This window comes from Streptomyces sp. Tu 3180, assembly GCF_009852415.1.
Classification (GTDB): domain Bacteria; phylum Actinomycetota; class Actinomycetes; order Streptomycetales; family Streptomycetaceae; genus Streptomyces.
Window position 1 is genome coordinate 3669555 of record NZ_WOXS01000002.1, and the last position, 24387, is coordinate 3693941.

Sequence of the window (24387 nt, forward strand, 5' to 3'; positions counted from 1 at the left end):
AACGTTGAGGGGAGGTCTTTGACATCCACGTCTGACATCAACGAGCGCGGTCACTGACGACCGGGACGCCTCCGCAGCAGCCGATCCATGTGGCTCATGGCCTCGCGCTGCGTGTCCTGCACGACGTGCGTGTAGACATCCATGGTGATGCTGATCTGCGAGTGGCCCAGGATCTCCATCACCACGCGGGGCGCGACCCCAGCCGCCGTGAGGAGCGTGGCCGTGCCGTGCCGGGCATCGTGCAGCCGGATCACCCGGAGGCCGGCGGACCGGGCGACGCGGGTGAAGGAACGGTAGAGGTTCCGCGGCTCGACCGGGCGCCCGGTCCGGGTGGTGAAGACGTAGTCCGACTCCCGCCAGGTCTCCCCCGCTTTCACCCGAGCCGCCACCTGCCGCATCCGGTGCCAGCGCAGCGGCGCGATGCAGAGCGCCGGCAGCGGAACGGCCCGACGACGACGGCTCTTGGGATCATCGTCGTACAGCACGCCCCGGCGCCGCTGCGTCTGCTGACGGACGTACAGCACGCGACCGTCGAGGTCGACGTCCGACCAGCGCAGGCCGACGATCTCTCCCCGGCGCAGGCCCATGGCGATGGCGAGCACGAAGGCCGCATAGAGCGGGTCCTTGCGCGAGGCGGCCAGGAAGTCGAGCGTCTCGTCCAGGGTCCAGGGCTTCAGCTCGCGATTGTCGGTGCGAGGAGGCTCGACGAGCTTGGCGACGTTCCGCGTGATCATTTCCTCGCGGCACGCCGAGGACAGCGCCGAACGCAGCACGCGGTGTGCCTCCTTGGCCGTCGCCGCAGTGGTCTTCTCCTCTAGGCGGACAAGGAAGCGGCGCACGTCGGCGACGCCGAGGGATTCGAGCCGCTTGGCGCCGAGCATCGGTACCAGGTAGAGCCGGACGTGCGCTTCGTACTTGTCGTACGTGCTGAGCTTGCGCCGGGGCTTGATGACGTTGTCCAGCCAGTACGGCAGCCACTCGGCGAGCCTGGCCGACCGGGTCGGCACGGGCACGCCCTGGTCGACCTTGTCGAGCAGTTCCCGACGCTTGGCGTCGCACTCGGCCCAGGTCTTGCCGTAGGCGAACTTACGGGCACGGGTGCCGTCCGGCTGGAGGACGTACACCGCGCACTGGAAACGGCCGTCCTTGCGCTTGGTGATGGTGCCGGCGCCGTTGGGGTTGCGCTTGCGCTGCTGGGCCATCAGGCCGCCGCCTCCAGTTCGTTGGTGATGTACTCGCGGACGGCCCGCGCCGGGATGCGGCGGCACCGGCCGATGGTGATCGAGGGCAGGCGACGGGACCGGATCAGGTCGTAGACCGTGGAGCGCCCGACCTTCAGCCGCTCCATCACCTCGGGCACCGTCAGCAGCTCGTCATCACGCATGGGTCGGTTCTCCTTCCGTTCCGGGAGAGGGTTGGCGGGAGGCGGCAAGCCAGGTCTCCGCGGCTGTCAGACCGGTTCCGGCGAAGACCCAGTGCGAGAGGACGAGCACGGTGTCCGGGTCGGGCAGCGGGTGGCCGGCTTCGGCCGCGCGTTCGCGGGCCAGGGCTTCGTTGTGGTCGGCGCGTTCCTGGCGCAGGGCACCGAGGGTGACGGAGTAGGCGCGGGACTTGGTGGAGAAGTGGCCGCGGAAGCCGAGCATGTGGGCCCACTTGCGCAGGCGCAGGTCTTCGAGTTCGGGCAGGGCGCCAAGGTGCCAGCAGGTGAGGATCATGCGCCGGGCGTGGTCGGTGACGCCGGAGCCGATCAGGTCCGTGATCGGGTTGCGGATGGGCCGGTCGAGAGTGCCCGCGGTCTCGGCACCCTTGGTGGCGTACTTGGCGATGTAGGCGGCCACGGCGCGGCTGGACAGTTCCGAGGTGCCCGCGAAGTCGGCCGAGCGAATGGGGCGGATGTCGAGCTGTTCGCCGAAGCGGAAGGCGTACGCGTGGCCGTCGAGGACCGGGCCGGGTGTCTCGGCCGTCCGGGCCGCGGAGCGGATCGCGTCGGCGAGCAGTGCGGTGGTAGCCCAGGCCGGCGGGGCGTCCTCGGCGCCGTCCGGACCGTCGAGACGGATGACGGCGTGGAAGTGGACGGCGCCGCGCCGCTGGTACTCGGCGACCTTGGCGTAGGAGACCTTGAGGCAGTGGCGCAGCGCCGAGCGGCTGATGCCCGCGCGGGAGGCGAGGTGCTGGCGCAGGTAGGTGGTGAAGCGGCCCCACAGCGCCCCGGCGTGTGCGTTCCACAGGACGGCCGCGCGGTAGTCGTAGCGGTCCGGGTCCAGGGGCGTGCCGAGGGTGGGGTCGTCGTCCGGGTGGAGGCGTCCGCAGCGGCACCGGCCGCCGCCGGGACGGTTGTGGACGGGGCCGAAGGACGGGGCGGTGAAGGTGACGAAGACGCGCGGGTGCCGGGCGACGGACGGGTCGATGCCCTTGCCGCCGCTCAGTCCGGCGGTGACGAGGTGGAAGGTGTCTTTGCGGTAGATCTCGGCGCAGGAGGCGCACCGGGTGGCGCGGCGGTTGTTGCAGCGGATGAGGAGCTGTCCGGCCGGGAGGTCGCGGTCGGCGATCTCGCGGACGATCTCCCCGGTGGCGGCATGGACGTCGAGCCGGTGGCCCTCCATCCGGACGGGTCGCTCGCAGCCGCCGAGGCGCTGGATCTGGTGGGCGTAAGCGCTGAGGTCGCCGTGCCGGGCGAGTGCGGCCAGCTGGCGGATGGCTGCGGTCTCAGCCGCAGGACGCATGTGCGGGTTCCTCCTTGCAAGGGGTGGGTGTGCGGCGCAAGAGCCCGGCCTGTCGAGGGGGCTAGACAGCATGGGCAGGCCGGGCGGGCGGAGCGATGAGGTCAGCGGCGGGTGAGCACGGAGCGGATGACGACGGCGCACACGGCCACGGACGTGGCGGTGAGGGTGACGGCGAGGAGCATGGAGACCAGGACGGCGCCGACGACCAGAACCACGGCGGTGCCGCCGCCGACGAGGGCGAGCATGGTGCCGGGCGTGAGCCGGGCGGCCGGGCGGGTCGGAGCGATGGGGGCCGGCGGCGGAGCCGGGGTGCCCTGTGTGATGGTGGTCGGTTCGACGACGGCGGGCGGGGCGGCCAGGCCGGTGGGCTGCGGCATGGTCGGGACCTTCGGTCGGAACATGAGCACTCTTCCTTCGCGGGTCACTTGAGGACGGGGTCGATGGCGGGGGCGAGGAGGCTGTCGGCGAGGAGGTAGCCGCCGACGAGCAGCACGGCGATGAGCCACCAGGGCGGGCGGATGAGCTTGACGCCGAGGACGCCGACGACGAGCAGGGCGAGCCAGAGCGGAACGTCCACTTCGGTGGTCTCCTGTCAGGCCGGGCAGCGGTGGGTACGGGCGGCGAGTTCAGCGGCGGCGCGGCTGTCGTACTCGGCGGAGAAGTCGCAGCGGGGCGCGGTGCAGGCGGCCAGGTGGCGGTTCCGGCCGCGGTCGACATATGAGGCGACGTTGACGGGGCCGATGCGGCGGACGTTGCGGAAACGCGGGTTCACGGTGGTGCTCCTCTCTCAGAGGTGTGCGGCGACGGATGCGGTCATGGACGGGGGAGGCCGAGCCGGGCGCGCACGGCGTCCGGGTCGGCGGGGCGGCCGGTGACCGAGCGGTGCTCGTCGGCCAGGGCCCGGACGCGGTCGACGAGGGCGGGCGGCAGGGCGACGGCGGGGGCCGGAGTCGGGACCGGTTCGGCAGCGGGCTCCGGAGCCAGTCCGGGGTCGGTGGAGGACGCCGGCAGCGCGTCACGGTCGGGCTGGCCGACGGCGGACGGAACGGCGTTCGGCTCCGTTTCGGCGTCCGCCGCCGGGGAGGCCGGGGTCATCGGTGTTTCCGGGGCGTGCGGAGCGTGGGCCAGCAGCGTGCCGCCGAAGAAGGCGACGGCGGGCCAGCCTGCGACCGTCACGCGGAGCCAGGCCGGTACGTCGTCCAGGTCGAGGAGCCCGGCCGTGGCGATATTGGCGCCGAGGGAAGCGGCCAGGGCCACCAGGAACCACAGCCGCGGGCCACCGGCCGCCTGTCCGGCACGCTGCAACTGGCGCATCCGGCGCCAGGCGGCCACCAAGAGCAGGTCGACGCTCACGGGGTAGGCCCATGCCTTCCAGCCGTCCTGTCCGGCCGCCGCGGCGAGGTCGTGCAGGTGGGAGAAGGACAGAGCACCGGCGATGACGGCCTGAACGATCACGGCGTCCACGCGGGCCAGGTGGGCACGCATCGGCTCGGTCTCCTTCCGGTTTCGGGCATGAGGGGGGTAGGGACATGGCGCGAGGCGGTCACGCCGGCCGTGGGAGAGGGAGCCCGGTTACTCGGTCACCGGGCGAGCAGTGGGCGCGGCAGGAGCCGCAGGTGAAGGCCCGGCAGGTTTCGCGGCGACGACGGGCCGGAAGAGGTCGAGGCGGGGCAGTTCCGGGACCAGTCCCGAGGTGTCGCGGCAGACGGCCGCCGCGTCGTCGAGGGTGAGGTGAGGCGAGCGGACGCGGGACCAGCCCCCGGAGGAGTCGCCGACGACCGCGACGCCGGGCCGTTCGGCCGGGATGGAGGTTGCGGCCAGCGCCGCTTCCGGTGCGATGTCGCCGAGCGCCATGTTGGCGGACGTCTCGTCGTTGACGCGGTGGCAGACCCGTCCGGTGAGTTGGGCGCGGAGCATGGTGGCGCCCTTGCCGAGTTCGGCGCCGAAGCGCTGCCCGCACACCTCCAGGTAGATGCCGGCCGCGCGGCCAAGCTGGGCGAGCCGGATGAGCTTGGTGACCATGGCATCCCGCCGCTTCTCGTCGTCCTTGCTCGCGGCGAGGAAGAGTTCGGCGACCTCGTCGACGACGACCACGACCGGCACCGGTCGCGCCTTCTCCGGCAGGCCCCAGACGTCCGAGGTGAGCACGGCGTCCGGACCGGTCCCGCCCGTCATGCCGATCAGGCGGAACCGTGCCTCCATCTCCTCCACCAGGACGTCGAGGAGATCGTTCGCACGATCCGGCGTGTCGGCGAGTGCCGACAACCGGGGCGCGAACGGCGCCAGTTCGACGCCCCATTTGCAGTCGATGCCGACGAGCGCGACGGGTTGCCGGGCCAGCCCGCACAGCAGGTTGCGCAGATACACGGACTTGCCGGACTGCGTGGCGCCGAGGATGAGTTCGTGCGGCACGGTGCGGAAGTCCCGGACGTGCCAGTGCCCGTCCTCGCGCAGCGCCAGCGGCAGGGACAGCGGTTCGGTCCGCAGCCACCGCCGAGGGGGCCGGACGTCGGCGAGGACATCCCAGCCGACCAACCGCAGTTCCAGCCGCCCCGGTTTGGTGGGGCGGACGTGCACGGCGTGCGCGCCCCAGGCGTGCCGCAGCCGGTCGGCCGAGGCAGTGAAGTCCTCGGGTGCCTGTCCGGTCGCCATGCGCAGCCGCATCACGAGTCCGGATCCGGTCGGCAGCGGCAGCGACCGGCGAGGCGGTACGGGAGCAGCCTGCCGCCCCACCATCCGGGCGGTGGCCTGGCGCATGGCCGAGGCGGGCACCGTCAGGCCGCAGGCGTCCATGGTGGCCCGGTACGTGGCGAGCACCCGCAGCGTGACGGCCGGATATCCGACCAGCCACCAGAACAGGACCGGCAGCCGACGGCGCACCGCGACCAGCACAGCCACCGCCAGCAGTGCTAACACCAGAACCCACAGGGCATCAGTCATGACGCTCAGCCCTGCGCCACAGCCGGAGTGCCGACCATGACGGCGTCCGCCCGGTAGGCGATGCCGTGCCGGGTACGGCCGCCGAACTCGCTCTCCCAGGGCCGGGCCACCAGGCCGGACAGGAAGACCGGCGCACCCATGACCAGGCCCTCGCCGATGCCCTTCTCGGGCACGGTGACCTTGATCATGTCCGAGCCGCCCTGGGCGATGAACACCAGCTCCAGGACCATGAGCCGGTCGTTGGTGACCGGGTCCACGGCCACCTCACCGGTCTGCCGGTCCCTCACCTTGACCTCGGGCAGCTTCGTGACCAGCAGAGTGGCGGACGAGGTGTCCACGGGGATGACACGCATTCTGTGAACCTCACTTGATCGGGCGTCCGTCACGGACGCCGAGCCGTTGAGTACCCCCCTAGACAGCACAAGGAGGGACCCACCCCAACTGTCTAGGGGGGTTGACGGCTACCGTAACGCGACGTCCCGACAACTGTCTAGGGGGGTATACGAGCGCCGTGTCGGCGAGACGACCGACGCTTTACGAGAGCACCCAGTGCAGGACGGTGGCGTCATCGTGCGTCTTGCCCCGCGGCCAGCGCCGGCCGTCGGGGTCACCGTCCTCCGCTTCACGGGTCCGGCGGATCAGTTCGTCCGGGCCGGCGGAGTCGAGGAGAGCCAATGTCTCGCCCCACGAAGCAAGTCCGAAACGGTCCACCAGACGCGTCGCGCCGTCGCTCAGCAGCGTCACGGAGGCCAGGGAGTCCAGCGGCACCGTGCCGGTCAGTGCGTACTCGGCCGCGAGCGGATCGGGACCGGCGATCCAGAAGCCGCCCGGCCGGTTCCGGAGAGACGTCAGGGCGTCCCGGTACTCGGCCAGTGCGGCGGTGTGTTCCGGCGAACCGGTGGGCAGCTCGTCGACCGGCCCGCGAAGCCGCGCGCCGACCTCGTCCAGGCGCCGGTCAGTGATGACGGAAGAGCTCCCGTCCTGCTTCGCGAGGAGCAGTGAGGAGTCACCGAGTACGAGGTGTTCGAGCACTCCGTCACGAGCGCGGACGGCGACGACCGTGCTAGTCGGGCTGGCCCGGCACTCCAAGTCGCAGACGTCCTCGTGAAGCGAGCGGGTGATGCGGATGGAGTCGGCCAGGCACTCGGCGAGCGACCAGGCCGGACGTGCGACGAGGGTGCGGAGCAGCAGCGTCCCCAACGTTCCGGAGAACCAGGCGACGCCGTGCACGCACCCGGTTTCCGCGCCCCCCACACCGGCACCGTCGAGGAGCACGGCGGCATTAGGGGTGGCAGCGGCGAAGTCCTCGTTCTCACTGTCCGGCGCGGACGGCGAGGTACCAAGGACGAACCTCACCCCGCCGTCTCCTCGTCGTGACGGTAGAGCGGGCAGACCAGTTCGACGGACCGCGGCTCACTGGTCTCCGGGTCGTACTCGACTCCGACCAGCGTGGAGAACCGGCGATCCCCGACCTGTCCCCACAGGGAGTTGAGTTCAGAGGCGAGCAACTGGACGACACCGAGCGAGCCTTGCGTGTGGATACCGGCGATGGCCAGGAGCGAGCCCTTGCCGTCCGGGCGTGACAGCCGGCCGAGATAGCCGATGTCGTACGGCCGGGCCGGATCACTGTCCTGCCCCGACCGGTGCACGGTGCCGGTGAGCCGGTCCACGACCGTCCAGGGGCCGTCTTCCGCCTTTTCCCAGCGCAGCACGGGATCTTGGGCGTAGGTGTTCCACATGTCCTGTGACATGCGCGGTCCGCAGACGACGACCAGGCCGTCACGGTTCAGGTCGATCTCTCCGGTCACCGGCACATGCTCGGAGGTAACGGCCAGACCGTACGACCGCGCCAGGTCCTCCAGGCGCTTGCCCGAACTGACGTCGTCCACGGCGACGACCGTGCGCCCGCGTTCGTCGTCCCGCCGCAGCGGGGTCGCGACCGTGACGGCACCCGACCCGAGGAACGCACCCTCGGGCGCCGGACCGGTGTGGCGGATCTGGTGAATACGTCCACGGCTGAGACCGGCCTTCACCGCGATCTGCGCGTATGACAGCCCTTGCGCGTGGAGGTCCTGCACCACACGACGCCGCAGCCGAGCGAGTTCGGTGACCTCCTGCTGTGCGTCGGCCAATCGCGTCGTGACCTCGCGCAGGAGCAGGTACGGATCATCGATCGCCATGATCCGCCGCAGCTCGTCCGACATGTGCTCACCTCCCTGCCTCACCCAAGAGTCTAGGCCCCTAGACGAAACGGGCGGGAGTCGCCGTCCCGACCGGACGCCTATCGCATAGAGGCCGGACCGCCGCCGAGGCACCCCACGAGGAGTCACCCCCTGCCGCCCACGCGACGGCCGAGGAGGAGCAGGCCGGACGCGGTCACGCCCCCTCCCGCACCAGATCCGCCCACACCGAAGAACCCTGCGGCAGAGTCTTGGCCCCCCAGTCCTTCGCACAGGCCGCCACCAGCATCAGCCCGCGGCCACCTTCCTCCAGGCTGGCCACGTCCCGCATCGCGGGTACGCCGTCACCGCCCTGGTCGATCACCTCGATGCGCACGAAGTCCGCGCCGAAGCCGACGACCACGAGGAACCAGCCGCCGGTCTTGCCGCTCAGCGAGTGGCGTACGGCGTTGGCCGCCAGCTCCCCGACGACCAGAGATCCCTCGTCGACGCAACCCCACTCCCTCAGTAACGCGGCTACGAAGTGACGAGCTTCGGCGACTTGTTCAGGCAGGCCAGGGAAGGCGCGACACCACTTGGTGAGCACGGCAACACTCCTCGTCTAGAGGGCTAGACAGCACGAGGAGCAGAGTATTCCCGCAAGCGACACCAATCTAGGCATACACAGGAATTATTCCTCTACTGAGTAACGGTGGCCTCCAACTCACGGAACTCTCCCATCACCTGCATCAGCAGGTCCCGCACCTCACTACCGAAGACGGCCGCGTCCTCGAACCGACTGAACATCTCCTCGTACCGAGCGAGGTCGTCTGCCCCAGTGGAGAGCCGCTCACTCGGGAACCCCTCCATCACAACGGACCGCCGGTCGCAGAGCGTGAAGCCACGGCGAGGCAGTACCGGCACCGGCCGACGCCACGGGATGACTCCGAGCCGTACCGTGTCCAGGCTCTCGACGGCCAGCAGCCGGTCGAGCTGGGCGAGCATCAGCGAGGGCGTCCCCGGCCACGTCCGCAGCACAGCTTCCGTCAGCACGAACACCGACTCGCGCCCCGGCTCGTACAACAAGCTCTGCCGCTCCACACGAGCAGCAACGGCACGACCGACCGCATCAGCGTCCAGGCCCGGTGACGTCAGAAAGACGTGCCGGGCGTACTCGGCACTCTGAAGCATGGCCGGCAGGACCACGCACTGAAAGGAGCGCACCAGCCGAGCACTGCGCACCGCCTCATCCACGACGAGCCCCGCGGAGACGTCCTCATCGGAGCCGGAACCGGCCTCCACAGCAGCCTCAACCGCAGCCAGCAGCTCGCGGACCTCACCGGCGGTCGGCCCATCGAGCCCGAGTGCCCGGGACAACCGGTCCAGCACATCAAGACTCGGGACCATACGCCCGTTCTCCACCTTGGAGACCGTCGGCTGACCTACGCCGGCTCGCCGTGCCAGAGCAGCACCCGTCAGGCCGGCATCCGCACGCAGAGCCCGAAGACGTGCCCCAAGCACCCTCATCCGCTCGCGCCGTTCACTCCCCATACCCAGGGTTCTACACCACGAGCCAGCAGCCACCAGGCACAAGAGCAGCATCAATGACCAGCCGTATGAGCGTGATTCAAACTCTCCCTACGGGTTCAAGCGCCCGCCGTCGCTTCGCTCCTCCGGGCGGGAGCGGGCGGCCGGCGGCGCCCGCGCTCATGTCTCCGCCCCGCTCGGCACCGCCGGCCGCCCGCTCCCGCCCAAGAGGCAGGCACACGGGCATGAGGTCAGAACACGTCGTGGCTGGGGCGGTCGGCTCCACGGCTTTAGGCAGCCACTTTGGGGCGAGCCTCGAAGATCATGGCCCCAGCGTCGTGCTTTAACGGGCAGGTCCACAGACTGCCCGACTCGCCGGAAGCTTACGGGGCCATGATCACTCGCCCCAAAGCAGCTCCAGCCCAAAGCCGCTCCACCGACCTCTTCACTTCTGAGACGCGTCGTCTTGAACAGTGGCTTCTGTAGATGCGGCACCTTGCGCTGCCTTCTTCGCCATGTCTGCCGCTTGCTGGCGTCGCTCCTTGAATTTCGAGAATTGCTCATTGAATACGTAAAGATAGTCCAGCAAAGCTTCCGCAAGGGCTATTGCATCTGAAGCGTCCTGTCGCGTGACGGGCTTACCAGTAAAATGCGCACCTTCATTGCCGAGAACTCTCAGCTCTTGGGCCCATTCCAGCAGTCGCCCTTCGATCAGCCCAGTGGACTCCATCTCCTCGAACGCCTTATACAAGGGCTTCTTGTTGATGCCATGCTGCGAGGCGACGCCCTCCAGTGTGCGACGCACCATTACGACTGTGGCGGTATACGCCTTTGATTTGAAGCATGTGCGTGCTTCAAAATGCTCGCGCCGTAGCACCTCTGGGATTGTCTCAGCCAATGCTCGTGGAGGAGTGGGCCAGACGCACTCCAGCTCACGCCTATACTTTCTAGAATCTTGAACTTCTTCCAATAGAAGGGCTTGGTAGCAAAGTCGGCATTGGGCGATCAGGTAACGGCGGAACTCGAAGTCATCGTCGGGTGAGAACTCGTTGTACACCTCAACGGTGGCCGTCACCCTTTGCTGGCAGCGAGGGCACTCGGTCACGTACTCCTTGAGTGGAGGGTCATCGTTCATACGCACACGGTAGCGATTTCCTAGTCGCCAGATGGTGCGTTCCCTGCGCTTGGTTTGGCTGGGCCGCGCAGTCGCACCCTGCGCTCGTCCCTACGGGGCCTTGTCCCCGGCCGGCCGTAACTGGAAGGGCTATGCCTGCACCCGGAGGTGCTGTACAGCAGCGAAGTACAGCAACCGTCACGGCCGCAGCGAGCCATCACCGACCCCAGGCCCCCGGGTGACGAGCCCAATAGACTCCAGCAACCGCGCCGCCCGTAGTTCGCATCGAGGAGCACCGCGACACCCCTGCCCGGGCCGTGCCGCCCGCACTCGGGGCAGACAAGTCGCATCTTCACGCAGACAGTGTGCCCGGCTTGCGACGCCCAGCAGGCCGGGCAACCGCGGCCACAGTGAGTCAGGCGGGATGCACCCACAACGCAACGATCGAAAACGGGTGTGCGTACGCACCGGGTCCTGGAACCCTGTGTGCATAGCACTTGGGGGGCACCCGTGATCATCTTGGACACCAGCATTCTCCGCGCCATCAGCCCGGACAGCAGCAGCGCCAACCTGCTGCACGCCATCAGCGTGGCCGCCCACGAGACCATCGCCATGCCGTGGATGGTGCGTGAGGAACTCGCCGCGCAGAAGGCCATCAAGTACCAGGACATGCACACGAAGGCAGCCGAGGCGTTGGACGCTCTCCGCCGAGCAGCGCCGTGGGCGGACACGCCGGAGGTCGGCGACGGCAATGCTGAACGTCACCGCGAATACTGGCGGGGCATGTGGACCCCTCCGCTCGTCGTGATTCCTACGAGCGAGGAGGCCCTGCGCGAAGGGGTGTACCGGGAGGCGAACCTCCTGCCTCCGTGCCGGCTCGTGAAGGACAACAAGACGGGGGCGCGGGATACGGCGATCTGGCTGTCCGCTGTCGAGTACGCCAGAGAGCACCCCGACGAGACGGTCTACTTCGTCAGCGCCAACACCAAGGACTTCAGCAACGGAAGCAGTCCGCTGCCGTTTCCGATGAACCGGGACATCGTCGGCATGGAAGACCGGTTCCAGATCCTGACGAGCATTGAGGATCTGGCGGCCCTCTTCACCGAAACAACGGACATCACGGCAGAAGCGGCAGCGGAGGCTCTCGATATTCGCGAGGTCCGGCAGGCTATCGCCCACGAAAGCCTCACGCGTTACAGCCGCACACGCTTGCAGGCGGCCTTCCCTATCAACGAGTTCAGCGACCGGACGCTCATTGAAGACGCGGACGAGTGGAAGGTCCTTGAGGCGAACGTCGGCAGCGTCGACGACGTCCAGGGGTACCGCATCGGCGAGCACGAATGGTGCACCGCCACCGTTGTATGGCACCTCGTCGGCAGCTTCCACAGCGTGATCGGCTACGCCTTTGGCGCCGTCAGCTGGCCCACGACCGTGTTGTTCAACCTCAGCGGCGACCCGAACTTGACGGTCGTACGCGCCAAGGCGCCTGTACCCGCCACGGCCGACGTCGTCAACGAACTGGGCGTGCCGGCCCCCGACTGGGCCGAGCTAGAGAGCACCCTCACCGAACTGCGCCGGGAGAAGGCCATCACCGCCAGGCAACTCATCGACGAGCAACACGCCCAGAGCATCCGGCAACGAGGGCTCCCCCGAGCCTACGAGGGATCCCTAAAGCGGCGTCTGGCAGCGAACCTACTCAATAGGATCACCGACGAATCTGCGCCTCCGTCTTGAGACAGCCGACCTGGTAACGCGACGTTGGCCGGCGGGCCCGAAGGGCGGCGCCCGGCCGGCTGCGCAGCAGGCGGCGCAGGCCGCGGATACCTACTTGCTGCTGTACTCGTCGCAGGGTTTGACGGGCTCTTTCTTTGAGTTCCTGATACGGAAGGTTACGTCGGCAAGATCGGGCAGATTGCCCGGCCTGCGGAGGGTCACCCTCGACAAGAGGCGGCGCATACTCACTAGAACCTAAGCAGTCAATCGCGTAAGCCCTCGGAATCAAATAGCGTAGCGGAATGCTCCAGACGGCTGATTGACCGCAGCGACAGAAAGGCGGAAATTTCCTCCCGCTCTTCCTCCGTTAAGTTCACCATCAGAGCAAGCGCCGTGTACAGCAGCTCCACAATCGGAAACTTAGCTGCGGTCCTTCCGTGCCCAGTTAGCGAGTTGAACTCGCACCGTAGGTTTCTAGCGCCAGGTAGGGAGGCAATAGCAGCATTCACTCTCGCAGTCGGCCCAAGCACGTCCGCAAAATCTGACAGCTCTTCGTCATGTGCCACATCCTCGACTCGGTCAGAGCCGTAGGTAAGCGTTCTGCGACTTGTAGAAAGCTCAAGCTGGGCCACTGAGATGCGATGTCTTACAGCTCGCTCGACCAGTTCACCGACGCTGATCCCGTCGACGTCTTCCGCTCGAACATTCAAGTCCTCACGGCGACCAGCTAAAAAGGCTGTGAATCGATCCCCTTGCAGAGTAAGCATGCCTCTGTCGATACCCCACCTGAGGCCAGCCTGCTCATCCCAAAGTTGCGGCTGAGAAAGCACAATCCGGCACAGTTTAGCGTGCAGCACATCGAGATTGTTCGAGACGAGCCTCTGCAAGTTACTTGATGGTTGATTAATCACCAATGACGACAACCGCTCTAGGGTGATACCGCGTCCGATTCTACGCCAGAAAGTGTCATCGGTGATCTCATCTAGGTCCAATAGGAACGCGAGAGCTTCATCATCAAGAGGGCCGACCACGTCAGTATCGGCTGGAAAGTTTGCAGCGTCGCCACCAGACCCGACCCAAACTGCGTGCAGGAATCGGGTAAGCCTGTCCCGGCGTACGTCATCGAAGATCTCACCGATTACTTGTGTTGCCGATCGGGTCCTTGGGACATCTAGCACTTGGGCCGCAGCGAACCCATCCGAAATTCCACGGGAAAGTTCAAACGCTTTTTGACGCTGGACCAATCCGCGTCCACCTTGCAAGATTGCGCTAGAAGCTAGACCGACAACCGGCGCCTCTCGCCGGTACTCGATGAACTCTTGCAGTCCTTCTGCATCCGTTAGAAGGGCACCAGAGGCAAGGGCTGTTGAGTGTAACGGGTCACCGGCCTGGGGGTGTGTCGCCCGTTCACTAGGTGCTAACGAAAAGAAAATAGCGTCGGGTGATCCAGCAATATCTAGGTCCTGCGCCAGGTATACAGGGTCAGGGTCCGTCCTTAAAAAAACTCGACGTGTGCCATTGTCCTGCGGCCAACGTAAAACCAAATCCGGCGCGAAGGCGTGGTTGAAGTACTCCGTCGACTTAACAGAGACGCGCGAGTCTGTTTCTCGGAGCTCGTTGATGACCGTCTGCTTGACGGCATGAACACTTCTACGCGGGTCCGAAGGGTCGATGGCGTTGCGTACTGACTGAGCGTAAGAGGTACTCATTACCAAGTACCCGCCTCAATCTCGTGCTTAATTATCAGTCCCCTGTGTTGGGGCGTGATAACCAATCTTTCCTGTTTGTCCGAGAGGACCAAAAGCCAAAGACGGTCGGCAACCTCTTGCACGATCGCGTCATCAATCAGATGGCGAGCTTCTTCCTCAGAAGATACCCCAAATACTCGCTTATGCTCCGAAAGCACCCCTTCGCGCACTTTTTCCGCACTGCAGAGTTGCCCCCACGACCCTACAAGAAACGGGTGCCATGTGATCCACATGAAGTGATCCGCGAGTCTCGCGTGATCTCTACGCGTCACGTAGCACTTTGCAAGATAGGACTGATAATGCGTTCCCTGATCTCCAGCAGCGGAGTATTTTTTACACTCAGCCAGAAACATCTGACCAGAGAAATCATCGCCGTGAAGAATCCCCCCTATATCGAAGGAGAAGCTCCATTCACTGTGCGGCCACGGGAACTCAAGACGCCCTGCCGAGTAAGGGTCAGTGTTAAGCCATGACGCCTTAACACGCGTCGTTGACTCAAGCCAACGCTTAGCACGCCTCGCGCCGTCGTCCCCTAATTGATGTAAAGCCTCCCCTGGCATACGCGGAGCATACAGACCTTGATCTGCGAGCGGTAGAGGGCCGTGACAGGAGTGTCACGTTACGTGCAGGGTCGACAGGTGCCGTGCACCCCGCCACGCTGATGCTCCCAGCACGGCACGACAGCCGTGAGACCGAACATGCCCTGTCTGCATCAGCCAGTAGTCTGCGGCTGTCAGCCGTGGCGCACTGGAGGCTTCGTGGAAGCTACTGCTCTCACCAGCCCTGACCGATTGTGGTCGGCGCAGGAAGTCTTGATGCGTCCGAGCCCTGTTCCAGCGGTGTCCGGCGTCTACGGGTGGCACTTCAAGCAGGCGCCCCACTCGGACCTGGCTGCCGGGCGCCTGCTCTATGTCGGCATAGCCCCGCGGTTCATGGCGAACCGGACCAGCACGCAGAACCTGCGCAAGCGGGTGCGCTACCACTACCGAGGCAACGCGGCCGGCTCAACGCTACGACTCACCCTCGGATGCCTGCTCGGCCTTGAGCTGCGCCGCGTGGGCAGCGGTAAGCGGATGACCTTCGGCAAGGCCGGCGAAGCCACCCTGAGCCAGTGGATGGCGGACAATGCGGGGGTGTGCTGGATCGAGCAGAGCGAACCGTGGGACCTGGAGTCACAGTTCATCTCCCAGCTCGATCTCCCGCTGAACCTCGACCAGAACCGCCACAACGCGTTCCACAGTCGCTTGAAGGAACTACGGGCCCAGGCACGCCAGCGAGCGCGAGAGTTGCCCATCAGCTCGTAGACCAGCGAACGGGCCGACGGGTCGTTGTCTGGGCCGTCCCTGGGCCGTCCGAGGTCACTCGGCAGCGACCAATGACGACCAACGACGACCACCAGGCGCACGGACCCGCCGCCCCTGACCAGCAAAAACCCAGCTCACCAAGATTCCCGGCAAGACCCAGGGCAAGAAGAAGTAAGCGCCCGCCAACAGGCCCCCTGCCTGCGGGTTCTCCGCCGGGAGGGGGCTCGTTGTTGTGCTGAGTCTGGCGACGGCGCAAGCCAGTAGCGTGGCCGAGGCCGGTGGGGGCACAGCGAGGCACACGCGTGCGTAGTCGGCTGGCGCACCCGCCATCGTGGCTGGCTGTCGTGGGCTGAGGTTTGTGCCACTGCCGTGCCAGATGCAGGGGTCAACCACGGTCAACGAGGCTGCCTGGCAGGCAAGTTGCTGGGCATCTCGCTAGTCATCGAAGCCCCAGGTCACCGGCACGACGCCCCAGCCTCTCTCCTGAAACGGGTGTTTCCGGTTCGAATCCCGGCGGGTTCTTCAGCAGCTCCGCCAGCACTGCACAGGAATGAGAGGCCGCAGTGCTCTCTGCTCAGGCCGCGGTCTCGTAGAGCCACCGGCGAACCACGGTGTAACCGTCAGGAAGCTCATTACCTGTCAGTTCCCTGTACCTCGCCTTGGCCTCTTCGCTGGCGCTCTGGCCAGCAGGGAGCCTCCGCAGGAAGGGGTCACGGTCAGGGTCGAGGAAAGACTGACGAGATTGGCCCTCCGCCTCTTCAGGCGCTGAGAGCGGATCCCGATCCTCGACCTCGTACCTCTCGGCGTCCCGCCCTTCGATGCGATTGGCGATCACGGCAGCCAGGATCACGCCGCCGATGGCCAGAGTTGCGCCACCAGCGGCGCGGAACTTCGGCTCGTGCTTCTTGCACCAGTTCTTCGCCTTGGCGAAACGGGTGGGCTCGCCATCCTCGGGCAGCGCGGAATCGTTCACACGCACATACTTACCGGACCCATCCCTCACCTGTCAGGCAATCACCCGACATCGCCCGATCAAGTTCACTAGCCAGTCCGGCCAGCCCGAGCGCCTCAGTCTCCGTCTCAATCAGCCCCGTTCACGGCCGTTCAGCGAGGACCTCTCGCCAACTTCGCCTCACGGGTCAACCGCCCATGGACCCAGGTGAACGACCCCGAACGACGCCCTCCGCCCCACCCTCACAGTTGGAAAGCGTGCACCGTGACGGCTCTGTCAGAGCCGGGGCCTACGGTCCAGGCATGGCGACCAGACCATCGGCACGTTGGCGGGCCCGCGTAGACGAAGAGGCGACCGAAATCGCCGCTGGGACAAGGGCCCCGAGAGATGCCTTCCTGTCGGAGCTCTTCCCTGAGTCACTGCTGGCGGCGACTGACAAGGCACTGCACGCGTTCGAGTCGGAGATGGACCCGCTCCACGACCAGGACGACGGGCAGGACTTCGAGGTGATCAGGCGTGTCGTGCTGGCATTGAACGAGATCAACGAGGACCACAACGGCGCCGGCTACGAGACCGAAGAGCGAGGAGCTGTGCCGCTACATCGATCAGACCTTGACGGAACGCGGCATCGATGTCCCTGCTCTGGCAGCGAGGCGAGGCATCAGCCGCACCGAGATCACAGATGACTGGCGGGACTGGTAGCCGTTGCTGTACAGCAACCCCAGCAACTGCCAGCAACCGACACCAGCCCTCACGACCCTCCCCGCAACCTATATGACCTCAAATAACCGATCTCTCCAGAGCTACGGATCAGGAGACTTCTGACATCCACAGCTGACATCAACGACGCCGGACGGGGGCGCACGCCAGTGACTCTGTCCGGCCGTCCCACCAGCGGTCGGCAGCAGTCGGAGCAGGCGCGGATCGAACTCCTAAAGCGGGTGTCGCAGGTTCGAATCCTGCCGGGGGCACAGAGCAAAGGGCCGGCTCAGGAGGGGTTTCCTCCCGGGCTGGCCCTTCGCCGTGTCCGGGGTCGTGCCACACGCGTGCCAGTTAGTCCACTATCAGTCCACATCCCCTAGCCGGGGACCACTCCCCCATCACCCCGGATCATGGCCCCGAGTCGATCAGCGATGACCCGGTCCCGTTCGCTGGTCATGTGCTGGTAGATCAGCGCGGCCCGGGAGCTGCTGTGCCCCATGCGCGTCATCAGCTCCCGCGTGCTGGCCCCGGCCGTCGAGGCCAGCGTGTCGCCCGTGTGCCGCAGGTCGTGGAAGTGCAGCTCGGCCGTGACGCCCGCGGCCTTCCGGGCCTTGACCCAGTCGTCGCGGAAGTTGCTCCGCCGCAGCTGCCCGCCCTGCGGCCCGACGAAGACGTGCCCGTCGCGGCCGGGAGCGGCGAAGTGCTCCAGGTGGTGCGTGACCGCGTCGAGCAGTTCGGCCGGGAATCGGCCTGCGCACGGCGCACGGTGACGGTCAGTCCCTCCAGGTCGATGTCCCGGCGCCGCAGGGCCGCCAGCTCCCCGAACCGCAGGGTGGTGAAGGCCGCCAGGAGTACGAGCAGCCGGTAGCGCGGCGCGATGGAGTCGGCGACGGCGAAGACCTCCGCCACCGTGAGGACCGGCCGCTCGGGCACGTCGTAGCGGTCCGCGCCCTTGATGCGGCACGGGTTGCGCCGGATCAGCTCGTCGTCCACGGCCGTGTTCATCAGGGCGCGCAGCAGTTGGTACGCCTTGACCACCGTCGGCTCACCGACGCCGGCCGCGAGGAGCTTGCCGCGCCAGCTGCGCACCCGGGCCGTCGTCACGTCGGCCACGCTCCCGGCTCCGGAGGCGGGCAGGATGTGCAGCCGCATCACCGACTCGTTCCGCTCACGGGTGCGGTCGGCGAGCTTCCGGTCCCGCAGCCACGCGGTGGCGTACTCGGCGAAGTTCACCGCCCCGGCGTCCGGGTCCGACCGCTGCCCGCGCGCCATGTCCGACTCGATGTGCGTCAGGGCGACTTGGGCATCGGTCTTGGTCGCGTAGGTCTTCTCCGCCGGGCGCAGCTGCCCCGTCTCCGGGTCCCGGTAGCGGACCTGCCAACGGCCGGACGGAACAGGAAGACGCCATGGTGAACGAACGCCGGCAGATCACTGATGAAGCGGCCGTAACGGTTTCTGCACCACAGACGTGTTGGGGTCGTGCTCATGGTTCTCGCATGCGAGAACCACGATGTCCGGGGGATTCCGGAGGTGAGCCCCGTCGGAGTGCAGAGGTTGCTCGCCCTTCCCGTAGCGTGCGCTGAGCGAATCGGGCTCGCTTCAGCTTGGTCGAGGGAACGCAGCGTGCTGAGGGATGGGGCACCACGCCGTATCGGCACCTCAGTCCACTCGGGCGTCCTCGCACCACGTCTCACTTGGGCCATGGTCGCCTGGCCGACGGCTCACCCCTGCCTCTTGCTCGCCTTGAGCAGGCCTTCCAGTATCCGTGCCATGCGGCAGTGTCTACTTGCCTCAGCCCTTGGTCTCGCCGGCGCATTTAGGAGATCTCGGCGTCCTCGGCAGTTGTCGGCGTACCGAGAAAAGTGCTCAGGCGTGTACAGACGAACGTGCTCAGTCGTGGGACCGGGAGGGCAACCCTGCGGCCGTGGGGGTGTCCGCGAGCGTCCCTGGCTCGCTGGCGGTCTGAACCTGGAGCACGCGGGCGTAGGCTCTCAGGGATGCGGATAGGCGAGTTGTCCAAGCGCACGGGCGTGAGTCCGCGCTCACTGCGGTACTACGAAGAGCAGGGCCTGCTGACCAGCTCACGCTCCGACGCGGGGCAGCGTCACTACTCCGATGCTGCGGTCCAGCGCGTGTCACTCATCCGACAGCTGTTCGACGCGGGTATGTCCAGCAGGGTGATCGCGACTGTGCTGCCGTGTGTGGACGTCCCGGGTGACCTGGGCGTCGCCGAGGAGACGTTCACGGCGATGATGCGCGAGCGCGACCGGATCGACGCCGACATCGCTCACCTGATCGAGACCCGGGATGCACTTGACGTGCTGATCAGGGCCAACAGCCGACACCGGGCGGAACTGTCCACGGCCCCGGAAGCGGTGGCACAGTCGGTCTGATGCTGTGATCTGCATCTCAGCCGGTTGCCCCTCACATCAATGTCAGAGGTGAGGATGGCGACAACGCCCGAAATCACCGGGTCGGTCATACGAGAGGCGGCGGAAGATGGGGCAGGCGTGGGGTTTCAGCAGGTATGGCGGGCCCGAGGTGCAGGAGTTCTTCGATCGTCCCGACCCTGTCCCCGGTCGCGACGAGGTGCTGATCCGGGTCGACGTCGCCGGCGTGAATCCCCTCGACCACCTTCTGCGCTCGGGCCTGGTCGACGGGCTCGACGGCGGGCGTCCGTTTCCCCGCGTGCTGGGCATGGAGGCAGCAGGAACCGTCCTCGCCCGGGGCGAGGACGTCGACGGGCTCGAGGTGGGTGACGCGGTCTTCGGCTTCGCACTCACCGGTGGCGGCACCTACGCCGAGACGACGGTGCTGTCCGCGCCGAACACCGCGCGCATCCCGGAGGGGCTGTCCGCGACCGTGGCGGCAACGCTGCCAGTGGCCGGGACGACCGCGGTGGACGTGCTCGACCAGCTCGGCCTCCCGGCCGGTGCCACGGTCCTGGTCAACGGAGTCGGGGGCGGGGTCGGCCTCGCCGTCGCCCGGCTGGCCATCGGGCGCGAGCTGCGTGTGATCGGCACCGGGAGTACCGCCAAACGCGAGCGCGCCGAGGCCATCGGGGTGCGGTTCATCGACTACACCGCCGAGGACGTCGCCGCCGCGGCACGCGAGCTGGTTCCGGACGGCTTCGACGGGATCGTCGACCTGGCCGGAGGCACCTCGCTGCGGACGGTCGCTCCGCTGGCCCAGGATCCCCGCAACGTCATCGCTGTGGGTGATATGTCCGTGCCCGATCTCGGTGGGCGTTTCGTCGAGCGTCGCGTCGACCGCGAGAACCTGGAGCGGTCGGCCCGGCTGGCCCTCGACGGACTCCTCACACCCGTGATCACCGCGGTCCATCCGCTCTCCGACGCCCCGGCCGCCCTCGCCACCGTCGAGAACGGCCACACCTCGGGCAAGGTTGTCATCGAGGTGGCATGAGAAGTGCCCGGCCGTCTGACGCTGTCGACCGTCCACTGCGGACTGACGAGAACCCGTGGTCAGCGCATCATCAACTGAGCACGTTCACCCGCACGGGGTCGAGCACGTTCAGGCGTACGCCGACAGCAGTCAAGTGTGCAGCGAGGCACACACGCGCCTGACTGGTCGGCACCTGCCGTCGTGGCTGACTTTCGTCGGCTGAGGTTCGTGTCCCGACTGTGCCAGATGCAAGGGCCGGTCACGGTCAGCACCGGTGCCGTGCGGTCGCGTACCCGTCTGCGTCCTCGATCGGCGAAGCCGCAGATCAGCCGCCCGATCACCCAGCCTCTCGGCTAAAGCGGGTGTCGCAGGTTCGCATCCTGCCGGAAGCGCGGACAGAAGGGCCGGCTCAGGAGGGGTTCCCTCCCGGGCCGGCCCTTCGACGTTTCAGGGGTCGTGCCGCATGTGTGCCAGTGGAGTCCACACGGAGTCCACATCCCCTGGGCGAGCCCTGGGCTAGGCCGCGCGTCGATCCGGCGCCGAGTGGAGGGGCATCAGGACATGCGCGGACGACCAGGAGACGAGACCACCGCCGGGTGGCTGCTGACCTGTCATCCGAAGACTTTCGACCTGGAGGCGTTCCGCCGCTCCGGGCGCGAGTCGGACTCGTGGCGGGTCTCGCAGTCGTGGGGCGAACTGGCAGCTGACGATCCGTTCGCACTCCGGCTCTCCGGGCCGCGCGGTGGGGTGGTGGCCCGCGGCAGTCTCACCGGTCCCGCCCGTTGGGAAGGAAACCCGGACCCCGCGTTCTGGGCCGAGCCGCCCGCGCCCGCCCACTTCGTCCCACTGACCGTCGAACGCTGGCTGTCCACTCCCCTTCCGGCCCGCACCGTACGGGCCGATCCGACGTTCGCCACCGCGACCATCGTCACCATGCCCGGTGGACGCAACCCGCACCGGCTGTCCGCTACGCAGGGGGACCGCCTCACGAACATGATCGACGCCATCGGCCGACACGGCCAACCGGGGCGTCGGCGTCAGCAGAAGCCGGCGAAATCACCAGACAGGTTCTGGGACCGTGCCACAGCCGTGCCAGAACGAGCGGGGAACCACGGGGGAATGACGGGGACCAGGTCGCCAACCGGTCAGGCCCCGTGGCCGCTCCACCGCAGGTCAACCCAGCAACCACCCATGGACAACCCGAGTTTCCCAAGCGGAGGTCCCCGGTGTGCCGGCGCAGACGGAGCCGTAAGGTTCCCCATGGTGACTGCGATTGTCCGCGAGTGGCACGACGAGGAAGGGTGGGGCGTGCTCGACTCCCCCGAGACTCCCGGCGGATGTTGGGGCCACTTCTCCCACATCCAGACGAAGGGCTTCCGAACGCTGTCGCCGGGACAGCAAGTAGACCTCCAGTGGGAAGCCCCTGGCTTCGAACAGGACGGGTACAGCTACCGGGCCGTGAGCATCGTGCCTCGACCCGCCTGACATCACCAGCTGACATCAACGACAGCGAACGACGGCGCACCGAAGCGGCCACGACCGGACCCACGAGCGACCGCTGAGCCCCGTTTCGGCACGCCGCGCGACAAGGTGATCGAGCTCCTGAAGCGGGTGTCGCAGGTTCGAATCCTGCCGGGGGCACCAGCCGAAGGGCCACGGACCGATCATGCTCCGGGGCCTGAAGAGCATCCCAAGCTCCGAGCGCACCTAGCCCTCGCCATAGGGTCCGTCCCATGACGACGCATGGTTGGTTCGAGATCGATGATCCGGACGACGACTTCGAGTTCGACGACACCGAGAGAGCCTTCGTGTCCGCGCTGAGCGGGCGTTGCACGGCCTGGGCGCCAGCTGATGTTGTCGGGGAGGTCGGACGTCCGGACAACTGGGAATCGCTCCTCGCCCATGTCGGCCTGTACGACCGGGCGGAGCCCCATCGACACTTGATCGATCTGGGTGTGCACCTGGTCGGTAACCGCATCCGCGGGGACCGTCTGCACAATCAGCTGTATCTGCTCCCGGATCGTCCCAGCGACTGGGCACTTGATGCCACGGGTTCCACGGAACGGCTCGCCGAGCTTGCCGCCGAGTGGTTCCGCGCAGTTCTGGACAAGCCGATCGTGTTGTATGTCTGGCTCCACGAGGGTTACGCCTACGCTGCCCGTTACGCGTTCGCCGACAGCGGCGAGACGATCTGCCAAAGCTACGCGGAGAGCATCGCCCCACCGGGCCAAGCCGCGGAACTGACAGCCGCCGGCCACGTGCACGGCAAGGGCTGGATCCAGACCGTCGGCTTGCCGACGCCCTCCCTCTACCTGCACATCCGGGGCGACCTCGAGAGAGGCAGCACCATATCCGGGGTTCCGGCAACGACCAAGCGTGGGCCGCTTCCCGGACTTTGGTACGAATGATCATTTGCCTCCCGTTGACCTGCGCCGCACCACAGCCGCACCAGATCGATCGGGGAACAGCGGGGAATCACGGTGCAAGAGGCTACGTCAAATGAGGTGCCAACCCAGCCATTCGCCCAGGTCAGAGCACGAACCAACAACCGAATGACCGCAGCTTCCCAGGCTGATGGTTCCGCTGTCGCCACATGTCGGTCGTCCGGCTTCCTCCGGTCGACGACGCGTACAGCGTGGTCAAGGCCAGTGGGGGTGCAGCGAAGCACACGCGCGCCTGGTCGGTCGGCACTCCCGGCGCCGTGGCTGGCTGTCGTCGGCTGAAGTGGTGGCAGCTGAGGTCGACTTGTAAGCACCGCACCGCCGGCAAGATGCGGCTGTGCCTGAGTGCACGGTCAGCACGCGGAGCGGCACGGACTGGCCTGCGATACCCGCCGGCGACCTCTCCCGATATCCCGCACCGAAGTCTCCCCGATGCGAGATCGAGGACGACAGCGACGTGCCGGCCTTCCGGGCCGACGAGGCCACTGTCAGCGTCTCCCGGGGACTTGCCGGAACCTGGTGCGTCGACGTTGAGGGCTCCGTGTCGCCCGGGTCGGCGGACTCGATCGCATCGGAGATCGCACAGCGACCGGGCGACGCGACCGGAGAGCAGGCTCTTCGGTACCGGGTCACTGACTGATGGACCCGCCAGGGGTGAGTGTGTGACCGCGCGGCAACGCCGACAGGCACGGGCGGGCAGGCGCGCACATCCATGGACGACCGCGGCAGCTCAGAGGCGTCGCGTTCCCAGGCGGATCCCTCGCCCGAGCCGCTCCGGGACGAAGGAGCCGCGGGGTCGGATCCCGCCGCCCCGAGGGGTGAAGTCCCAAGTCAAGCCTTGGCATCCTCACCCCTCCGGTCATTTAGGTCAGGACCTGACCTGTACAGCCCCTAGCGTCCTCCCCGTCCGGCGGAACACGAACCACGGAAGGCAGCGACCATGAGCGAGACCGTGACTGTCAACGAACCGGCCACCCACGACTCGGCCCATGAGCCGGCCTCCACCGGCGAGCGTGCCGACTTGCTGGAGTCCCTGGCCAAGCACCGGCACTTCCTGCGATTCACCACCCGTGACCTCACCGACGAGCAGGCCGGGCGCCGGACCACCGCCAGCCAGTTGTGCCTGGGCGGCCTGGTCAAACATGTCACTGCGGTCGAGCGAGCCTGGGCGCAGTTCATCCTGGACGGCCCGTCGGCGATGCCCGACTTCACCACCATGACCGAGGCCGACTGGGCCCGACGGGACGACGAGTTCCGGATGCTGCCCCACGAGACGCTGACCGGCGTGCTCGCCGACTACGCCGACGTGGCCCGCCGAACCGACGAACTGGTCGCCGCCCTCCCCGACCTGAACGCCGCACAACCACTGCCGAAGGCCCCGTGGTCCGAGCCGGGCGCGCGGTGGTCGGCCCGCCGGGTACTGATGCACATCATCGCCGAGACCGCCCAGCACGCCGGCCACGCCGACATCATCCGCGAGTCCCTGGACGGCGCCAAGACCATGGGTTAGCCGGCGGCGCGGCAGGGCCTATCGCCCCCTGCACGGGGGCGATACGCCCCGTGACCCCGCAAACGCCCCTGCCTCGTGCTCCGCGGGTCAGGGACGTCGGCGAGGCGGCCGACACCCGATCCTGACATCAACGGGCGCGGACGCCGGCTCAT

24 protein-coding genes and 2 pseudogenes are annotated in these 24387 nt (G+C 67.2%); 8 read left to right on the plus strand and 18 right to left on the minus strand.

Annotation, left to right across the window (positions count from 1 at the left end; translation table 11 throughout):
* Window positions 1-50 precede the first annotated feature (50 nt).
* The 14 genes and pseudogenes from GL259_RS17270 to GL259_RS17335 form a co-directional block, all read right to left on the minus strand.
* Window positions 51-1202, minus strand: coding sequence for a site-specific integrase (locus tag GL259_RS17270; protein ID WP_159533786.1), 1152 nt, complete (start codon window positions 1200-1202; stop codon window positions 51-53).
* Window positions 1202-1384, minus strand: coding sequence for a helix-turn-helix domain-containing protein (locus GL259_RS17275; RefSeq protein ID WP_019524151.1), 183 nt, complete (start codon window positions 1382-1384; stop codon window positions 1202-1204). The genes GL259_RS17270 and GL259_RS17275 overlap by 1 nt, the downstream gene beginning before the upstream one ends.
* Window positions 1377-2723, minus strand: coding sequence for a replication initiator (locus GL259_RS17280; RefSeq protein ID WP_159533788.1), 1347 nt, complete (start codon window positions 2721-2723; stop codon window positions 1377-1379). Before GL259_RS17280 ends, GL259_RS17275 begins: the two co-directional genes overlap by 8 nt.
* Window positions 2724-2824: 101 nt before the next feature.
* The gene (locus tag GL259_RS17285; protein WP_159533790.1) at window positions 2825-3124 is read right to left on the minus strand and encodes a SpdD-like protein; all 300 of its coding nucleotides are present in this window, start codon (window positions 3122-3124) and stop codon (window positions 2825-2827) included.
* 20 nt (window positions 3125-3144) lie between these two features.
* The gene (locus tag GL259_RS17290; RefSeq protein ID WP_159533792.1) at window positions 3145-3300 is read right to left on the minus strand and encodes a hypothetical protein; all 156 of its coding nucleotides are present in this window, start codon (window positions 3298-3300) and stop codon (window positions 3145-3147) included.
* Between the two features lie 15 nt (window positions 3301-3315).
* Window positions 3316-3495 carry a mobile element transfer protein gene (locus GL259_RS17295; RefSeq protein ID WP_159533794.1) on the minus strand — a complete coding sequence of 60 codons (180 nt, stop codon included), beginning with the start codon at window positions 3493-3495 and terminating at the stop codon, window positions 3316-3318.
* Window positions 3496-3510: 15 nt separating this feature from the next.
* Window positions 3511-4208, minus strand: a pseudogene (locus tag GL259_RS17300) (DUF2637 domain-containing protein).
* A gap of 87 nt (window positions 4209-4295) precedes the next feature.
* A complete protein-coding gene (locus tag GL259_RS17305) occupies window positions 4296-5663 on the minus strand; it encodes an FtsK/SpoIIIE domain-containing protein (RefSeq protein ID WP_159533798.1) in 1368 nt (455 codons plus the stop codon).
* A gap of 5 nt (window positions 5664-5668) precedes the next feature.
* On the minus strand, window positions 5669-6016 hold the full coding sequence (locus GL259_RS17310) for a hypothetical protein (protein ID WP_159533800.1): 348 nt from the start codon (window positions 6014-6016) through the stop codon (window positions 5669-5671).
* A gap of 181 nt (window positions 6017-6197) precedes the next feature.
* Window positions 6198-7019 (minus strand): protein phosphatase 2C domain-containing protein, encoded by an 822-nt coding sequence (locus tag GL259_RS17315; RefSeq protein ID WP_159533802.1) that lies wholly within the window; start codon window positions 7017-7019, stop codon window positions 6198-6200.
* Window positions 7016-7867, minus strand: a complete 852-nt coding sequence (locus tag GL259_RS17320) for a sigma-70 family RNA polymerase sigma factor (protein ID WP_159533805.1) — start codon at window positions 7865-7867, stop codon at window positions 7016-7018. Before GL259_RS17320 ends, GL259_RS17315 begins: the two co-directional genes overlap by 4 nt.
* A 172-nt stretch (window positions 7868-8039) precedes the next feature.
* Window positions 8040-8429, minus strand: a complete 390-nt coding sequence (locus GL259_RS17325) for an ATP-binding protein (protein ID WP_159533807.1) — start codon at window positions 8427-8429, stop codon at window positions 8040-8042.
* Between the two features lie 92 nt (window positions 8430-8521).
* Entirely contained in the window at window positions 8522-9373 is an 852-nt protein-coding gene (locus GL259_RS17330; RefSeq protein WP_159533809.1) for a helix-turn-helix transcriptional regulator, read from the minus strand.
* Window positions 9374-9794: 421 nt separating this feature from the next.
* Entirely contained in the window at window positions 9795-10484 is a 690-nt protein-coding gene (locus GL259_RS17335; protein ID WP_159533811.1) for a DUF4145 domain-containing protein, read from the minus strand.
* 489 nt (window positions 10485-10973) lie between these two features.
* Here GL259_RS17335 and GL259_RS17340 point away from each other — a divergent pair, with 489 nt between their 5' ends.
* Window positions 10974-12197, plus strand: a complete 1224-nt coding sequence (locus tag GL259_RS17340; RefSeq protein ID WP_159533813.1) for a PIN domain-containing protein — start codon at window positions 10974-10976, stop codon at window positions 12195-12197.
* Window positions 12198-12439: 242 nt separating this feature from the next.
* On the opposite strand, the gene GL259_RS17345 is transcribed toward GL259_RS17340, so the two are convergent.
* Window positions 12440-13885: a hypothetical protein gene (locus GL259_RS17345; RefSeq protein WP_159533815.1), complete on the minus strand. Its 1446-nt coding sequence runs from the start codon at window positions 13883-13885 to the stop codon at window positions 12440-12442.
* Between the two features lie 878 nt (window positions 13886-14763).
* Here GL259_RS17345 and GL259_RS17350 point away from each other — a divergent pair.
* A complete protein-coding gene (locus GL259_RS17350) occupies window positions 14764-15228 on the plus strand; it encodes a GIY-YIG nuclease family protein (RefSeq protein ID WP_243762317.1) in 465 nt (154 codons plus the stop codon).
* Between the two features lie 574 nt (window positions 15229-15802).
* Here the strand turns inward: GL259_RS17350 and GL259_RS17355 are convergent.
* Window positions 15803-16201, minus strand: a complete 399-nt coding sequence (locus GL259_RS17355) for a hypothetical protein (protein WP_159533817.1) — start codon at window positions 16199-16201, stop codon at window positions 15803-15805.
* A 281-nt stretch (window positions 16202-16482) separates the two neighbouring features.
* Between GL259_RS17355 and GL259_RS17360 the strand changes: the two genes are divergently transcribed.
* Entirely contained in the window at window positions 16483-16866 is a 384-nt protein-coding gene (locus tag GL259_RS17360; protein WP_243762318.1) for a hypothetical protein, read from the plus strand.
* Window positions 16867-17258: 392 nt separating this feature from the next.
* Here the strand turns inward: GL259_RS17360 and GL259_RS38760 are convergent, their stop codons facing one another.
* Together GL259_RS38760 and GL259_RS38765 are read right to left on the minus strand one after the other, a co-directional pair.
* Complete coding sequence (locus tag GL259_RS38760) at window positions 17259-17381, minus strand: integrase (protein ID WP_243762632.1); 123 nt, start codon at window positions 17379-17381, stop codon at window positions 17259-17261.
* Window positions 17382-17390: 9 nt separating this feature from the next.
* Window positions 17391-17846, minus strand: a pseudogene (locus tag GL259_RS38765) (tyrosine-type recombinase/integrase); the annotation flags it as partial.
* A 1033-nt stretch (window positions 17847-18879) separates the two neighbouring features.
* Between GL259_RS38765 and GL259_RS17370 the strand changes: the two are divergent.
* The 5 genes from GL259_RS17370 (at window position 18880) to GL259_RS17390 (ending at window position 24235) form a co-directional block, all read left to right on the plus strand.
* Window positions 18880-19275 carry a MerR family transcriptional regulator gene (locus GL259_RS17370; protein ID WP_159533819.1) on the plus strand — a complete coding sequence of 132 codons (396 nt, stop codon included), beginning with the start codon at window positions 18880-18882 and terminating at the stop codon, window positions 19273-19275.
* Window positions 19276-19381: 106 nt separating this feature from the next.
* A complete protein-coding gene (locus tag GL259_RS17375; RefSeq protein WP_159533821.1) occupies window positions 19382-20305 on the plus strand; it encodes an NADP-dependent oxidoreductase in 924 nt (307 codons plus the stop codon).
* Between the two features lie 1239 nt (window positions 20306-21544).
* Window positions 21545-21769 carry a cold shock domain-containing protein gene (locus GL259_RS38770; RefSeq protein ID WP_159533823.1) on the plus strand — a complete coding sequence of 75 codons (225 nt, stop codon included), beginning with the start codon at window positions 21545-21547 and terminating at the stop codon, window positions 21767-21769.
* 248 nt (window positions 21770-22017) lie between these two features.
* On the plus strand, window positions 22018-22692 hold the full coding sequence (locus GL259_RS17385; RefSeq protein ID WP_159533825.1) for a hypothetical protein: 675 nt from the start codon (window positions 22018-22020) through the stop codon (window positions 22690-22692).
* Window positions 22693-23665: 973 nt separating this feature from the next.
* Entirely contained in the window at window positions 23666-24235 is a 570-nt protein-coding gene (locus GL259_RS17390) for a DinB family protein (protein ID WP_159533827.1), read from the plus strand.
* The last annotated feature ends 152 nt before the right edge of the window (window positions 24236-24387 follow it).

Bases quoted from the DNA above. Each gene is read 5' to 3' on its own strand.
- GL259_RS17285 (WP_159533790.1), bottom strand. From the start codon at position 3,124: ATGTTCCGACCGAAGGTCCCGACCATGCCGCAGCCCACCGGCCTGGCC.
- GL259_RS17360 (WP_243762318.1), top strand. From the start codon at position 16,483: ATGGCGACCAGACCATCGGCACGTTGGCGGGCCCGCGTAGACGAAGAG.
- GL259_RS17375 (WP_159533821.1), top strand. From the start codon at position 19,382: ATGGGGCAGGCGTGGGGTTTCAGCAGGTATGGCGGGCCCGAGGTGCAG.
- GL259_RS17335 (WP_159533811.1), bottom strand. From the start codon at position 10,484: ATGAACGATGACCCTCCACTCAAGGAGTACGTGACCGAGTGCCCTCGC.
- GL259_RS17345 (WP_159533815.1), bottom strand. From the start codon at position 13,885: ATGAGTACCTCTTACGCTCAGTCAGTACGCAACGCCATCGACCCTTCG.
- GL259_RS17305 (WP_159533798.1), bottom strand. From the start codon at position 5,663: ATGACTGATGCCCTGTGGGTTCTGGTGTTAGCACTGCTGGCGGTGGCT.
- GL259_RS17385 (WP_159533825.1), top strand. From the start codon at position 22,018: ATGACGACGCATGGTTGGTTCGAGATCGATGATCCGGACGACGACTTC.
- GL259_RS17275 (WP_019524151.1), bottom strand. From the start codon at position 1,384: ATGCGTGATGACGAGCTGCTGACGGTGCCCGAGGTGATGGAGCGGCTG.
- GL259_RS17270 (WP_159533786.1), bottom strand. From the start codon at position 1,202: ATGGCCCAGCAGCGCAAGCGCAACCCCAACGGCGCCGGCACCATCACC.
- GL259_RS17330 (WP_159533809.1), bottom strand. From the start codon at position 9,373: ATGGGGAGTGAACGGCGCGAGCGGATGAGGGTGCTTGGGGCACGTCTT.
- GL259_RS17370 (WP_159533819.1), top strand. From the start codon at position 18,880: ATGCGGATAGGCGAGTTGTCCAAGCGCACGGGCGTGAGTCCGCGCTCA.
- GL259_RS17390 (WP_159533827.1), top strand. From the start codon at position 23,666: ATGAGCGAGACCGTGACTGTCAACGAACCGGCCACCCACGACTCGGCC.
- GL259_RS38760 (WP_243762632.1), bottom strand. From the start codon at position 17,381: ATGGGGCACAGCAGCTCCCGGGCCGCGCTGATCTACCAGCACATGACC.
- GL259_RS17310 (WP_159533800.1), bottom strand. From the start codon at position 6,016: ATGCGTGTCATCCCCGTGGACACCTCGTCCGCCACTCTGCTGGTCACG.
- GL259_RS17320 (WP_159533805.1), bottom strand. From the start codon at position 7,867: ATGTCGGACGAGCTGCGGCGGATCATGGCGATCGATGATCCGTACCTG.
- GL259_RS38770 (WP_159533823.1), top strand. From the start codon at position 21,545: ATGGTGACTGCGATTGTCCGCGAGTGGCACGACGAGGAAGGGTGGGGC.
- GL259_RS17280 (WP_159533788.1), bottom strand. From the start codon at position 2,723: ATGCGTCCTGCGGCTGAGACCGCAGCCATCCGCCAGCTGGCCGCACTC.